Genomic DNA, 12,532 nt, shown 5'->3' on the forward strand with positions numbered 1-12,532 from the left:
GCGCCCTCCGGGCCCGCGGTATGACGTAGCAATGGAGCGGGCCGTGACACAAGGCACTACCGTGAAGCCCGTGGACCCCCGCAGCGCCCCCGTCTGGAACCCGAAGCTCGCCCTGCTGGTGGCCTGCACCATGTTCATGGAGCACCTCGACGGCACGATCCTGGTCACGGCCGCACCGCAGATCGCGCGGGACTTCGGCGTCTCCAGCGCGCAAGTGGGGCTCGCGATCACGGCCTATCTCGTCACGGTCGCGACGTTCATCCCCGTCGGCGGCTGGCTGACCTCCCGCTACGGGGCGAGGCGGGTGTTCTGCGCGTCGATCGTGCTGTTCACCGTGGCCTCGATCCTGTGCGCCGCGAGCCCGAACCTCGGCGTGCTCGTGGCCGGGCGGATCCTGCAGGGCCTGGGCGGGGCGATGATGGTGCCCGTCGGGCGGCTCGTGATCCTGCGCTCCACCGAGAAGCGCGACCTGCTGCGCGCCATCGCCTACATCACCTGGCCCGCGCTGCTCGCGCCCGTCCTGGCGCCGGTCGTGGGCGGAGTGATCACCACCTACGCCGGCTGGCACTGGATCTTCCTGCTCAACGTGCCCCTCGGGGCCCTCGCGCTGGTCGTGGCCTTGCGGCTCGTCACCGACCGGAGCACCGAGGCCCGCCCGCTCGACCGCGTCGGGCTGCTGTGGTGCACGGTCGCCGTGTTCGGGCTCATGGCCGGGATGGAGCTCGCGACCGCCTCCACCCACGTGGTGGTGGCGCTCGCCGTGCTGGCCGCCGCGTTCACGGCGCTCGTGCTGGCCGTGCGCTGGCTGCTGCGGGTCCGGACCCCGCTGCTCGACGTGCGCGTGTACCGGATCGCGAGCTACCGCGTGGCCAACTCCGGCGGCTTCGTGTACCGGCTGTTGATCAGCGCCGTGCCGTTCCTGCTGCCGCTCATGTTCCAGGACGGATTCGGGTGGACTCCCGTCGAATCCGGGCTGCTGGTCATGGCCGTGTTCATCGGCAACGTCGGGATCAAGCCGGCCACCACCCCGTTGCTGCGGCGTTTCGGCTTTCGGGCCGTCATCCTGACCGCGGTCGCCGGGGGCGGGGCGCTCATCGCCGGGTTCGCGTTCCTGACGCCGGAGGTGCCGGTTGCCGTGATCGCCGCGCTCCTCGTGGCCAGCGGGGCGCTGCGCTCGATCGGCTTCACCGCGTACAACTCGCTGCAGTTCTCCGACGTCGGGCCGGCCCAGATGCCCGCCGCCAACACGCTGTCGTCGACGACGGACCAGCTGGCCTCCGGGCTCGGCGTGGCGCTGGGCTCCCTGGTGCTGCAGGCCGCGGCGGCGCCAGGACCCGACGCGGTCGGCGTCCTGGCCGGCCCGCTCGTCCCGTACCAGGCGGCCTTCCTGGTCATGGCCGCGTTCACGCTGCTGCCGCTCGTCAGCGGCTGGAGACTGGATCCCGACGCGGCGAGCGAGGTCACGGCCCGGCCGGGCCGGTAGGCGCGGAACCGCCCTATGCCGCGGCGTACAGGAACAACGCGCCGAGCCAGGTCCAGCCGACGACGATCGTGGCGCGCTGGACGAGGCCCGTCCGCGGATGGTCCTCCTCCCACGCGTACCCGAAGGCGACGAGACCCGCCAAGGCGGCGGCCGCCGTCGTCCCGGAATAGAGCTTCCACGCGAGCTCCGGCAGGACGAACGCCGCGATGGCCGCCGCGGCGGGGAGGGCCGTGAAGACGACGGTGCCGGCCTGGTCGTGCCGCACGTGGCGGCGGGAGGTGTGCGGCGGATCGCCCTCCGGGGTTCCGGGCGGGTATCCGCGCATCGGGTCCATGGGGAAGGCGCCGGAAGCGATGACGGACAGGCCGAAGACGACGACGGCCGCGCCGAGGAGCAGATGGCCCGTGCCCGCCTCGAGGAACGCCCCGAGGACGGTTGCGGGACCCCCGGACGCGGCGTCTTCGTCCGTGACCCAGCCGATCGTCGGCACGGGGCGGGGAGAGACCAGGCCCAGGGGCAGGACCGCCGCGGCCGCCGTGATGGCGAGCCCGCAGGCGAGGAAGTTGGCGGTCTGGATCCAGCCGCGGGGACCCGTGGCGAGGGCGCTGACCGCATGGCGGGCGGGGGAGTAGCCGGGACGCGTCCAGCCGTCGATGAGGAAGACGGCGATGAACAGCCACGCGCCGGCCGCACCGGCCCAGAGGAGGGCGGTCATGGGAGGGATCCTGCGGGATCGCCGGCGGGTCTCATGCCTCCAGTCTAGGAGCGCAGGCCTGTCCACCGCCGCGGCGCCGGGGCTACAATCCGGACAGGACCCGGTCCGTTCTCCGGGTGCCGTGGCCGCCGTTCCCGCGGCGGGATGCCCACGGCGAGGCGGCGGCAGCCACCGCGTGGCACGTGGCACCGCCGCTCCGCGACGGGCGGGAGCGTGCCGGCTCCCTGACACCGGCGCGCGGCGGGCGTCCCCGGACGCCCGCGACATCGACAACCCAGTCGCCATGCCGCGGGGGTCGTGGCCCGGCCGCTTCCGAGGTGCCCCGTGGCTTCCCCCTCCACCGCACGCGAGTTCTCCCTTCCCCGTCACAGCGAGCGCGCCACCCGCCAGCTCGTCGCCCTCCTCGTCCTGGCTGCCGTGGCCCTGTGGGCCGTGACGGTCTACCTGTCCACGGCCGTCGACGTCTCCGCCGCCGCCCGCACGGTGGCGCTCGCACTGCACGTCCTGGCGCTCGTCGCGTCCTTCGGCTCGGTCCTCATGGTGGACTGGCACGGCATGCTCTGGCTCCTGGGCCGCCGGGAGCTGTTCGAGACGATCCGCCTGGACTCCGCCGCGAGCCCGCTGATCTGGGGCGGTGTCGGGGTCATGATGGTCACGGGCGTCTTCCTCGAGCCCGACCTCGCCTCCGCCCTGACGCTGACGAAGCTCGCGGCCGTCCTCGTACTGACCGTGAACGGCATCATGCTCATCCCGCTCATGCGCCGTCTCGTCAAGATGCCGGCCCGCACCTCCTTCTCCTCGCTGCCGATCGGCCAGCGCATCCACATGGTGGTGTGCGCGGGGATCTCGCAGGCCGCGTGGTGGACGGCGATCGTCGTCGGATTCGTGAACGTCGCCGACTGATCGGCCCGCGGGCCGGGAACCTTCTTGGTGATGGGCCTCACATTTTTGGTGGAAATGCGCTACTCTTACGTGGTCAGACCATAGTGGTCGGACCACTTAGCCCACCGCACCCCCTGCGAAGGAACCACCATGGAGACATTCACTCCCGCCACAGACCCCTTGGCAGGAAGCGTCGCGCTCTCGGCCATCGTCTCGCTCGTGCCGCTGCTGACGTTCTTCGTCCTGCTCGCCGTCGTGAAGACCAGGGCCCACGTCGCCGGGCTCGCGTCGCTCGTCGTCGCACTGGTCATCGCCGTGTTCGTCTTCCGCATGCCGGCGGGCATGGCGCTGATGTCCGGAGGCCTCGGCGCCGTGTTCGGCGCGTTCCCCGTGCTGTGGATCGTGGTCATGGCCGTCTGGCTCTACCAGGTCACGGTCATCAGCGGCCGCTTCGAGGACCTGCGCCGCGTCTTCGACGTCATCGGGCGCGGCGACGTGCGGATCCAGTCGATCCTCATCGCCTTCTGCTTCGGCGGGCTCCTCGAGGCCCTCGCGGGCTTCGGCGCCCCGGTGGCCATCACCGCGACGATGCTCCTGGCCCTCGGCATGCCGCCGCTGCGCGCCGCCGCCACCGTGCTCGTCGCCAACACGGCCCCGGTCGCCTTCGGTGCCGTCGCCATCCCGATCACGACGGCGGCGGGCCTCACCGGGCTCGACGCCGACCACATCGGGGCGCTCGTCGGGCGGCAGGCCCCGCTGCTGGCCATCTTCGTCCCGCTCGTCCTGCTCCTGATCCTCGACGGCCGCCGGGGGCTCAAGGACTGCTGGCCGGCCGCCCTCGTCATCGGCCTCGCGTTCGGCATCGCCCAGTTCCTCTGCTCCAACTACTTCTCCTACGAGCTCACCGACGTCGTCGCGGCGCTCGCCGGCATGGGCGCGGCCGTCGCCTTCCTCAAGTTCTGGGAGCCGCGCGGCCGCGAGGCGGCCCGAGAGCGGATCTGCCTCGACGTCCCCGTCGGTGCCCCCGCCGCGAAGGAAGCCGCCGCCTCGGGCACCGGCAAGCGCTCGGCCGCCCGCCCCGCCGCCGGCGACGGCTCCGGTCCCGGGGCCGCGGGCGCCCACGCCGAGGGACTGACCCCGGTCCGGACCTGGCTCGCGCTCTTCCCGTACTTCCTGGTCATCGCCGTCTTCGGCGTCGCGAAGCTGTGGACGATCGGCTTCGACGTGCCGCGCTGGCTCGCCTCCACGGACATCGCCGTCCAGTGGCCGCTGCTCTACGGCGGGGTCCTCGACGTCGAGGGCCATCCCGTCTCCTCCACGGTCTACAAGTTCACCTGGCTCTCCAATCCGGGCACGCTGCTGCTCATCGCCGGCCTGATCGTCGCGTTCGTCTACTCCCGCTTCGACGCCGACGGCCGCTACGCGCTCAAGGTCCCCGACGCGGTGGCCGAGATCGGCCGGACCGTGTACCGGATGCGCTGGGCGGGCGTGACCATCCTGACCGTGCTCGCCCTGGCCTACGTCATGAACCTCTCCGGGCAGACCGTCAGCATCGGCACGTGGCTCGCCGGCACGGGCGCGTTCTTCGCCTTCCTGTCCCCGATCCTCGGCTGGATCGGCACGGCCGTCACGGGATCGGACACCTCCTCCAACGCCCTCTTCGCCAAGCTGCAGCAGACGGCCGGCCTCAACGCCGGGATCGACCCGAACCTGCTGGTCGCGGCAAACACCTCCGGCGGCGTCGTCGGCAAGCTCATCAGCCCGCAGAACCTGGCGATCGCGGCCACGGCCGTGCGGATGGACGGGCAGGAGTCGCTCATCCTGCGCAAGGTCGTCGGCTGGAGCGTGGGCATGCTGCTCTTCCTCTGCGTCGTCGTGTACCTGCAGTCCACGCCGGTGCTCGGGTGGATGCTCCCCTAGCGAGGCGGCGGGCGGCGGGGCGTCGGGGACGGCGCCCCGCCGCCGCATGGGAAAATGGCCCCATGGCCACCGACTCCCCGAAAGCCCCCGCCCCCCGCGCCTACGAGGCCGTCCTGAACAGCATCGAGGAGGAGCTGCGTTCGGGGGAGATCAAGCTCGGCGACCAGTTGCCGGGGGAGCGGGCGCTCGCGGAGCGGCACGGTCTCTCGCGGGCCTCGGTCCGGGACGCGATCCGGATCCTGGACGTCCTCGGCGTCGTCCGGACCTCGACCGGCTCCGGCCCCAACGCGGGCGCCGTCGTGATCTCCCGGCCGGCCGCCGGGATCGCCGCGGCGCTGCGCCTGCACGTGGCCACGCGGCAGCTATCCGTCGCCGAGATCGTGCAAACGCGCATCATGCTCGAGACGGGCGCGGCCGAGGCCGCGGTGATCGATCCGGACGACGACGCGGCCCGGGAGGTCCTCGGCGAGGCGGCGGAGCTGCTGGCGCGGATGGACGATCCGGCGCTGAACCGGCTCGAGTTCCACGCCCTCGACGCCCGCTTCCACGTCCTGCTGTCCTCGCTCGCCGGCAACGCGGTCGTCGAGGCGATGATGGAGTCCCTCCGCCTGGCGATCAGCGACTACGTGGCGGGCTCGGTCCGCAGCGACGAGGCGTGGGAGCCGCTCGCGAGGGTCCTGCGCGGGCACCACCACGCGATCCTGGACGCGGTCGCGGCCGGCGAGGGCGCCAAGGCCTCGCGGTTGCTGCGCGAGCACATCGAGTGGTTCTACGCCGAGACGAGCGCTTCCGGGGCGGAGTAGGGGTACGACGCCGGGGCCGCACCCGCGGGCGGCCGGCGCCGGAGTGCGGGGCGGCTCGGGCGACGGCGGGATCCGGCACCGGGCGGGCGGCCGGATCTCGGCCGCCCGGGGGAGCCGGTCAGGAGAAGCGGCGCTGGCGGTGCATCGGGAAGAGCCGGCGGGTGCTCGCGATGCGGCGGAGATCCGCGTCGGCGAGGGCCAGTCCCGCCGCCGGCCCGAGGCCCGCGAGACCGGTGCCCATCGGATCCACGAGGGCGCTGTGGCCGACCGAGTGCGGGACGGCCTGGCAGGCGCCGGCCACGAACATCCCGTTCTCGATCGCCCGGGCCGCGAGGAGCGCCTGCCACTGGGCCAGCTTCCCCCGGCCCGGCACCCACGACGCGGCCACGAGCAGGACCTGGGCACCGGCGTCGGACAGTGCCCGGGCGTGTTCCGGGAAGCGCAGGTCGTAGCAGATCATGAGCCCGCAGCGGACCCCGGCGAGCTCGACGACGACGGCCTCGGGCTCCGGCGCGGCGTCGATGAAGTCGGACTCGGCATAGCCCTGCGCGTCGAAGAGGTGGGCCTTGCGGTACGAGGCGAGCAGCCCGCCGTCGGGGCCGAACGCCACGAGCGTGTTGTAGGCGCCGGCGGGTCCGTCACCGGCCTCGAGGACGCCCGCGACGAGGAACAAGCCGTGGCGCCGGGCCGTCGCGGCCAGGCGCGTGGCCACCGGCCCGTCGAGGGGCTCCGCGACGCGCGCGCAGTCCGCGTCGAGCTCGGCCTTCTCGAACGTCGCGTACTCCGGCAGCAGGAGCAGCTCCGCGCCGTCGGCCGCGGCCGAGCCGGCCGCGTCGTCGATGGCGCGCAGGTTGGCCTCGACGTCGTCCGTCGAGGCCAGCTGTCCCAACGCGATCCGCAGCGCGCGGCGTCCGGTCTCCTTCACGCCCACCACGCTACGCGCCCGGCGAGCGGAGGAGCCAGTCTCCGGCCCCTCCGCGCGGCGGCCGCGCCGGCTCCTACGCGGTGACGGCGGCGCGCAGGAAGCGGGCGAAGAACGCCGACAGCTCGGCGTGCGCGTCCAGGGGCAGCACGTGCGCGACGTACTGGTCCGGCCGGACGACGACGACGGCGCCGCGCTCCCGGTCGATCCCCCGCGCCTCGAAGACGTCCGGGCCGTCCACGCGGCCGGCGGTGAACGCCTTCTCGTAGTCGACGAGCCCGAACGGCGCCTTCCGCGGCAGCAGCAGCCCGGGCAGGTCCCCGGTCTCGAGCTCCCGGTGCCCCTGCTGGAACACGGCGCGGACGTCGAACACCGCGTCCAGGTCCGCGCCCGCCGGCGTGTGCGCGAGCACGGGGGATGCCTGGTCCTCGGCGAGGAAGCGGCAGAACGCCGCGAGCCGTGAACCGGATGCGGTGGGATGGGCGGCGTCCGCGAACGCGTAGATCCTCCAACGGCCGTCCGCGAGCGCCTGGTGCCCCAGCTCCACCGGCTTGGCGTCCGCGAGGCGCACCACGGGGGCGGAGTGGAAGCGCTCGCCCACGGGGAAGCCCGCGGCGAGGTGCTCGTGCTCGTCGGCGCCCGTGATGAGGTTCTCCTCCGCGCTCGTGGGCGCCATGCTGCTGCTCCTGTGCGACCTCCTGGCCCAGCACGCCCACCCGGAGATCCAGCTCCCGGTCGGGATCGTCACGGTGACGATCGGCGGCGGCTACCTGATGTGGCTGCTGTTCCGCGAGGCGAAGAAGAGCTGACCCGCCCCTCCTCCGCCCCTTGCTCCGCATCACGATCCACTCCCGCGCCGTTCTCAGCGCTGTCAACGACGCATGAGTGGATCGTGTTGCGTGACGGGGGCGTGGGAAGCGGCGGCCTCGAGCTCGGCGAGGACGCGTGCCGGTTCTTCCGCGAGCGGTTGGGTCGGGGCGTCGCGGACGGCGTCGACGGAACCCTCCGGGTCGGGGTCGAGCGCCGCGAAGAGCGGCTCCGGGTCGTGCGGCGCGTCGCCGTGTACGGCCACGAGCTCGAACGTCTTACCGAGCGCCGCCTCGGAGCCGAGGGCGTCGACGAGCACGCGGGCGATCAGCGTACGGGAGGCCACGCCGTCGGCCGGCGTCCCGCTGCCCCGGGTGTCGCCCTGGAGCATCACGGGCAGCTGCTCGGCGGGCGTGTGGTAGGCGAACCATCCCGGCCGGACGATCGTGTACGGCTGCCCGCTGGCCCGCACGAGCCGCTCGGCACGCCGCTTCCAATCGTGCGCGTGTGAGACCCGGTTGTAGGCCGTGTCGCGGTGGGTGAAGCCGATGGCCGTCATGAGCACGATCCGGACCGGACGCCCGCCGAGCGCCGCGAGGACGTTGCGCACGCCCCCGTAGTCCACTGCCTCGGCCCCGGCCCGCCCGGTCCCGTCGGAGCCGAGGACCAGTGCGACGGCGTCGACCCCCTCGACGGCGGAGGCGAGCGATTCCGGGACGGTCACGTCGCCCGGGACGACCTCGGCGCCCGCCGGCAGGAGCCGCGCGCGGGAGTCCCCGCCCATCCGGGTACCGGCAGGGCCTGTCACGGGTCCCGCCCAGGGCCTACCGTTGACGGCATGGACCACCGCACCGAGATCCGCGATTTCCTCATCAGCCGCCGGGCCAGGATCACCCCGCAGGACGCCGGCCTCCCCGCCTACGGCGGCAACCGGCGCGTTCCGGGCCTCCGCCGCGAGGAGGTCGCGATGCTGGCGGGGGTGAGCATCGACTACTACGTGCGGCTCGAGCGGGGGAACCTCGGCGGCGTGTCGGAGGGGGTGCTCGACGCGCTCGCCGCCGCGCTGCGGCTCGACGAGGCCGAGCGGCTGCACCTGTTCGACCTGGCGCGCGCCGCGGCTCCGTCCACCAGGCCGCGCCGGCCCGTGCAGGCCAAGGTGCGGCCCGGGATCCAGCGCGTCCTCGATGCACTCACGACCCCCGCCTACGTCCGCAACGGCCGGCTCGACGTCCTGGCCGCGAACGCCGCCGGCCGGGCCCTCTACGCCGAGATCCTCGACTCGCCGGTCCAGCCCTCGAACACCGCCCGGTTCCTCTTCCTGGATCCCCGCGGGCAGCGCTTCTTCCGCGACTGGGAGCGGGTCGCCGGGGACGCCGTCGGCATCCTCCGCGCCGAGGCCGGCCGGCGTCCGGGGGACAAGGCGCTGAGCAACCTCATCGGCGAGCTGTCCACGCGCAGCGAGGTGTTCGGCCGGCTGTGGGCCGCCCACGACGTGCGCCTGCACCGCAGCGGCACCAAGCGCTTCCACCACCCGGTCGTCGGGGACCTGGACCTGGAGTACGAGGGCATGGACCTGCCCGGCGACGAGGGGCTGCGGCTGAACGTCTACACGGCGGAGTCGGGCTCGCCGAGCGCCGACGCCCTGGGGTTGTTGGCCAGCTGGGCGGCGACCGAGGCGGTGCCCGGGGACAAGGTCCCGCCGAGCTCCCTCAAGTAGGCGGCGAATCCCTGCGCGGCCCGTCCAACGAGCCGACCGGAGGTCAGCGCGCGAAGGTCTCCGCTGGAGAGGACCTGGCGTCCCGCTGCCCGGAGGGCCGCGACCAGAAGGACGTCCTCGTTGTACTCCACCGGTGCGAATCCGCCGACCAGGCGGTAGGCGGACGCGCGGATCCCGAGGTTGGCGCCATGGACATGGGGGTGTCCGTCCGCCAGATCGTGCTGCGCGTGCCACGCGGCCAGCAGGCGTTGCTCCGTGTCGGCAGGATCCGGTTCCACGGTGCCGAGCACCGCGTCCGCCCCGGCGTCCGCCAGCGCCGCCTGCCGGAGGACCCAGTCCACCGGAACCAAGGTGTCGGCGTCCGTGCAGGCGATCCAGATCCGTTCCGGGACGACGGCGCCGATCCTCCCCAGGGCGCGTTCGACTCCGGCGGCGCGCGCCGGACCGACTCCGCCGAACGCGCCGGCCAGGAAACCGATCCGCCGGTCGCGGCGGGATGCCTGCGCGGCGATGGCCCGGGACGCGTCGGTGCAGCTGTCGAGCGCCAGCACCAGAGTCGATCCGCGGCCGTCGCCGGTCGCGTCGAAGCGGTCCATCGCGGCGGCCAGCCGGCGTAGGCAGGCGGGGAGCAGCTCCGCCTCGTCCTTGACGGGTACGACGACGGCGACGTGCCTGATCCCCGGCGGGCCCGGGGCCGCCGCACCGCCGCCGGGGTCAACTCGCGCCGCGTCCGGCCGTCGGCCGCTCATGCGGAGGATCCCGGCGCTTCGAACACCTCGAGCAGGAACTCCCGCTCCCGGTGCGCCACCACGGGGCCGGATGCGGTCCGGCGGCGGGCGGCCGCGTGGACGGCCTCGCCGTCGAGCGCCCATCCTTCGATGGGGCCGAGCCAGTGGCAGAGCACCAGGTGCCCGCCCGGGAGCAGGGATTCCCACGCGGCGTCCAGCAGCCCGTCCAGTTCGCGCGGCGCCAGGAAGTAGCCGATCTCCGAGACCACCACGAGGTCCACTGAAGCCGCCGGCGCCGTCCACCCCGCGGGGAGTTCGGCCCGGCGCAGCCGGACGTGGGGCCGGTCGGCGAGCCGGTCCGCGGCGAGTCCCAGGGCCACGGCGCTCGCGTCCACGGCCTCGAGGCGGTCGCAACGCGCGGCCAGCTCGGCGGTCAGGACGCCGATCGAGCACCCGGCCTCGACGGCGTTCGCGTAGCGGGCGCGGGGCAGGGCGGCGAGCGTGGCGGCGCGCTTGCGCCTCTCGTACCAGGAGGAAAGGTAGGCCCACGGGTCCGGGTCGCGCCGATAGAGGGCGTCGAAGTCCTCGGCGGCCGTTCCCGCGCCCCGGGGCGGCCCCGCGACGTCGCCCGAGGAACGCGTTCCCGCACCGGGGCCCGGGGCCGGCGTCCACGCGAACACCTCGACGCCACGGTCGAAGTGCCCGCGGAATCCGGCGGGAAGCAGGGCCTCGTCGCCCGGGGCGGGGGAGAGATCGGCCACTTGCGTGCGGTGGACGCCGAGCATCTCGCGCTTCCGGCCGGTCTCGCGCGGGGACAGGCGCAGCGTCCGCCACCGCCGCCAGGACCCCTCCTCGGGCTGCGCCCAGTGCCAGTACCACACGGGGAATTCCACCAGGCCGGCCCCCGCCTCCCGGGCGGCGTCGGCGGCCGCCCGTCCCGCCGCCTCGTGGTCAGGGTGCCCATCCGAGCGGTAGGGCGCGGCCACGACCCCGCCCCGGATGCCGTCGGCCGACCCCGAGCGCAGCGCCCGGACGATCTCCTCGCGTAGGGGCCCCGTGTGCCCGGAGATCCCGCCGTCGGGGAGGTCGAGGAAGCGCCAGGCGATGGCGGATGTGGTCGAGGCGATGCCCATGGACGCGGCGAACTCCGCGAGCCGGAGCCGGGCCAGCCGGTCGGGGGTGTGGGTGGGGGAATCGGGGTGCGAGGCCTCGCCGGCGGTGCAGAGGAGCACCGTGACGCTGGCCCCCGCGGCGGCGGCGCGCAGGATGAATCCCGCCGCGCCGAGCGCCTCGTCGTCCGGGTGCGGCACCACGACGACGGCGGTTCCTCCTGCGCCGGGCAGCGCCGCGGGCGGCAGTTCCGGCAGGGCATCGACGCCCGCGTCCCGCCACCGTTGCCCCGGGGTGCCCGCCTCCCGGTGGCTGAAGGTCACCACGCCCGCTCGCGCTCCAGCACGAGCCGGCCCAGCTCGGCGTCGTCCCGCGAACCGTGGTGCTGGCGGATGTACAGCGTCAGGTCGGCCACGCGGCGGGCGTGCGCGGCGTCGAAGGCCAAGGGGGAAGGCCCCATGGCCTGCCCGCAGATTTCCAGGACGCGCGTGCAGGCGGCCGCGACGTGGCCCCGCACGCGGTGGGCGTCGGTCCAGCCGGCCGCACCGGAATCGACGAGGGGCGCCGCGGTGCCCAGGAGGGCCGCGGCGGCGGCGAGCAGCCGGTCGGCCTCGCCGATCCAGGCCAGGGCCAGTTGGTCCGGGGTGCGACGGTGGGCGGAGTCCAGCAAGGTCCTGAAGAGCCCCACCGCGCCGCCGAACCAGCAGGCGGCCACGCCGATGCCTCCGCCGGCGAACCCCGGCCGGGTCAGGTACCAGCCGGTGGCGCCGACCGGGCTGGCAGGGACCTGGCGGAAGCGGACCGGCCCGCTCGGGATGGACGGGAGGCCGTGCCCGGCCCACCCGGAGTGATCGGGAGCAACGCCGGGGTGCGCAAGGTCCACGGAGAAGGCCCGGCGGCCGCCGTCGACGTGCGCCGTGACGACGGCGCGGTCGATCACGCCCGCGAGGGAGCACCACGGCTTGGTGCCCTCGAGGATCCAGTCGCCGTCCGGCGTCGTCCACGACCCGGGGACCGCCGCCGCGGTGGTGGCCTGCGAGGCGTTCGATCCCGGAGCGGACGTGGCTGTGAGTCTCCCGGAGGCGGATTCGGCGGCATAGACGCCCCATGCCGCACCGGGTTCGGCCGACAGGCCCGCTTGGCGGAGGATGTCGAGGGCATCCAGGTGGGGTTCCAGCGTGCGGGCTGCGGCCAGGTCCACGGCGGCCACGGAGGCCAGGAGCTCGAAGCGTGCGTGCGAGCCGTGCGTGACGAGCTCTCCCCCGGTGCTCCGCAGGTGCTCGACGACGGGTCCGGGGTGGCCGTTGCAAGCGGCGGCGGCGCGGACGAGCGCGGCTTCCTCCTCGCCGGGCGGCCCGCTTCCGCCGCCTCCGGGAAGGCCGATCCACCGCTCGTCCACGTGCACCTCCTGTTGGTCTACACCATAGGCCACGCCCCGTTCGCCC

Annotated in this window: 13 protein-coding genes; 6 read left to right on the forward strand and 7 right to left on the reverse strand. The window is 74.1% G+C overall.

Annotated features, from left to right (window positions below):
* The first annotated feature begins 43 nt into the window (after positions 1–43).
* Positions 44–1,483 (forward strand): MDR family MFS transporter, encoded by a 1,440-nt coding sequence (locus tag ACQ3I4_RS09195; RefSeq protein ID WP_329862554.1) that lies wholly within the window; start codon positions 44–46, stop codon positions 1,481–1,483.
* 13 nt (positions 1,484–1,496) lie between these two features.
* On the opposite strand, the gene ACQ3I4_RS09200 is transcribed toward ACQ3I4_RS09195, so the two are convergent.
* Positions 1,497–2,198, reverse strand: coding sequence for a DUF998 domain-containing protein (locus ACQ3I4_RS09200; protein WP_430633410.1), 702 nt, complete (start codon positions 2,196–2,198; stop codon positions 1,497–1,499).
* Positions 2,199–2,522: 324 nt separating this feature from the next.
* Between ACQ3I4_RS09200 and ACQ3I4_RS09205 the strand changes: the two genes are divergently transcribed.
* The 3 genes from ACQ3I4_RS09205 (at position 2,523) to ACQ3I4_RS09215 (ending at position 5,803) form a co-directional block, all read left to right on the forward strand.
* A complete protein-coding gene (locus tag ACQ3I4_RS09205) occupies positions 2,523–3,101 on the forward strand; it encodes a hypothetical protein (RefSeq protein ID WP_329862550.1) in 579 nt (192 codons plus the stop codon).
* A gap of 129 nt (positions 3,102–3,230) precedes the next feature.
* Positions 3,231–5,000 (forward strand): L-lactate permease, encoded by a 1,770-nt coding sequence (locus ACQ3I4_RS09210; RefSeq protein WP_329862548.1) that lies wholly within the window; start codon positions 3,231–3,233, stop codon positions 4,998–5,000.
* A 62-nt stretch (positions 5,001–5,062) separates the two neighbouring features.
* Positions 5,063–5,803: a FadR/GntR family transcriptional regulator gene (locus tag ACQ3I4_RS09215; protein WP_430633411.1), complete on the forward strand. Its 741-nt coding sequence runs from the start codon at positions 5,063–5,065 to the stop codon at positions 5,801–5,803.
* A 118-nt stretch (positions 5,804–5,921) separates the two neighbouring features.
* Here the strand turns inward: ACQ3I4_RS09215 and ACQ3I4_RS09220 are convergent, their stop codons facing one another.
* Entirely contained in the window at positions 5,922–6,728 is an 807-nt protein-coding gene (locus tag ACQ3I4_RS09220; RefSeq protein ID WP_329862544.1) for a nitrilase-related carbon-nitrogen hydrolase, read from the reverse strand.
* 73 nt (positions 6,729–6,801) lie between these two features.
* The gene (locus tag ACQ3I4_RS09225; RefSeq protein WP_430633412.1) at positions 6,802–7,401 is read right to left on the reverse strand and encodes a hypothetical protein; all 600 of its coding nucleotides are present in this window, start codon (positions 7,399–7,401) and stop codon (positions 6,802–6,804) included.
* Between ACQ3I4_RS09225 and ACQ3I4_RS09230 the strand changes: the two genes are divergently transcribed.
* Positions 7,400–7,534: an iron chelate uptake ABC transporter family permease subunit gene (locus ACQ3I4_RS09230; protein ID WP_329862584.1), complete on the forward strand. Its 135-nt coding sequence runs from the start codon at positions 7,400–7,402 to the stop codon at positions 7,532–7,534. The genes ACQ3I4_RS09225 and ACQ3I4_RS09230 overlap by 2 nt on opposite strands.
* A 62-nt stretch (positions 7,535–7,596) precedes the next feature.
* Here ACQ3I4_RS09230 and ACQ3I4_RS09235 read toward each other — a convergent pair whose 3' ends face one another.
* Complete coding sequence (locus ACQ3I4_RS09235) at positions 7,597–8,316, reverse strand: NAD(P)H-binding protein (protein ID WP_430633413.1); 720 nt, start codon at positions 8,314–8,316, stop codon at positions 7,597–7,599.
* Positions 8,317–8,370: 54 nt separating this feature from the next.
* Here ACQ3I4_RS09235 and ACQ3I4_RS09240 point away from each other — a divergent pair, with 54 nt between their 5' ends.
* Positions 8,371–9,249, forward strand: coding sequence for a helix-turn-helix domain-containing protein (locus ACQ3I4_RS09240; RefSeq protein ID WP_430633414.1), 879 nt, complete (start codon positions 8,371–8,373; stop codon positions 9,247–9,249).
* Here the strand turns inward: ACQ3I4_RS09240 and ACQ3I4_RS09245 are convergent.
* The 3 genes from ACQ3I4_RS09245 to ACQ3I4_RS09255 are packed head-to-tail and all read right to left on the reverse strand — an operon-like array spanning position 9,138 to position 12,486.
* Positions 9,138–9,998, reverse strand: a complete 861-nt coding sequence (locus tag ACQ3I4_RS09245; protein ID WP_329862537.1) for a glycosyltransferase — start codon at positions 9,996–9,998, stop codon at positions 9,138–9,140. The genes ACQ3I4_RS09240 and ACQ3I4_RS09245 overlap by 112 nt on opposite strands.
* A complete protein-coding gene (locus tag ACQ3I4_RS09250; RefSeq protein WP_430633415.1) occupies positions 9,995–11,413 on the reverse strand; it encodes a PIG-L family deacetylase in 1,419 nt (472 codons plus the stop codon). The genes ACQ3I4_RS09245 and ACQ3I4_RS09250 overlap by 4 nt, the downstream gene beginning before the upstream one ends.
* Positions 11,407–12,486 carry an acyl-CoA dehydrogenase gene (locus ACQ3I4_RS09255; protein WP_430633416.1) on the reverse strand — a complete coding sequence of 360 codons (1,080 nt, stop codon included), beginning with the start codon at positions 12,484–12,486 and terminating at the stop codon, positions 11,407–11,409. Before ACQ3I4_RS09255 ends, ACQ3I4_RS09250 begins: the two co-directional genes overlap by 7 nt.
* Positions 12,487–12,532: the final 46 nt, after the last annotated feature.

It is taken from the genome of Zafaria sp. Z1313, from assembly GCF_050563205.1.
Lineage (GTDB): Bacteria > Actinomycetota > Actinomycetes > Actinomycetales > Micrococcaceae > JAZDCJ01.

Bases quoted from the DNA above. Each gene is read 5' to 3' on its own strand.
- ACQ3I4_RS09200 (WP_430633410.1), bottom strand. From the start codon at position 2,198: ATGACCGCCCTCCTCTGGGCCGGTGCGGCCGGCGCGTGGCTGTTCATC.
- ACQ3I4_RS09210 (WP_329862548.1), top strand. From the start codon at position 3,231: ATGGAGACATTCACTCCCGCCACAGACCCCTTGGCAGGAAGCGTCGCG.
- ACQ3I4_RS09215 (WP_430633411.1), top strand. From the start codon at position 5,063: ATGGCCACCGACTCCCCGAAAGCCCCCGCCCCCCGCGCCTACGAGGCC.
- ACQ3I4_RS09230 (WP_329862584.1), top strand. From the start codon at position 7,400: ATGCTGCTGCTCCTGTGCGACCTCCTGGCCCAGCACGCCCACCCGGAG.
- ACQ3I4_RS09225 (WP_430633412.1), bottom strand. From the start codon at position 7,401: ATGGCGCCCACGAGCGCGGAGGAGAACCTCATCACGGGCGCCGACGAG.
- ACQ3I4_RS09235 (WP_430633413.1), bottom strand. From the start codon at position 8,316: ATGGGCGGGGACTCCCGCGCGCGGCTCCTGCCGGCGGGCGCCGAGGTC.
- ACQ3I4_RS09240 (WP_430633414.1), top strand. From the start codon at position 8,371: ATGGACCACCGCACCGAGATCCGCGATTTCCTCATCAGCCGCCGGGCC.
- ACQ3I4_RS09245 (WP_329862537.1), bottom strand. From the start codon at position 9,998: ATGAGCGGCCGACGGCCGGACGCGGCGCGAGTTGACCCCGGCGGCGGT.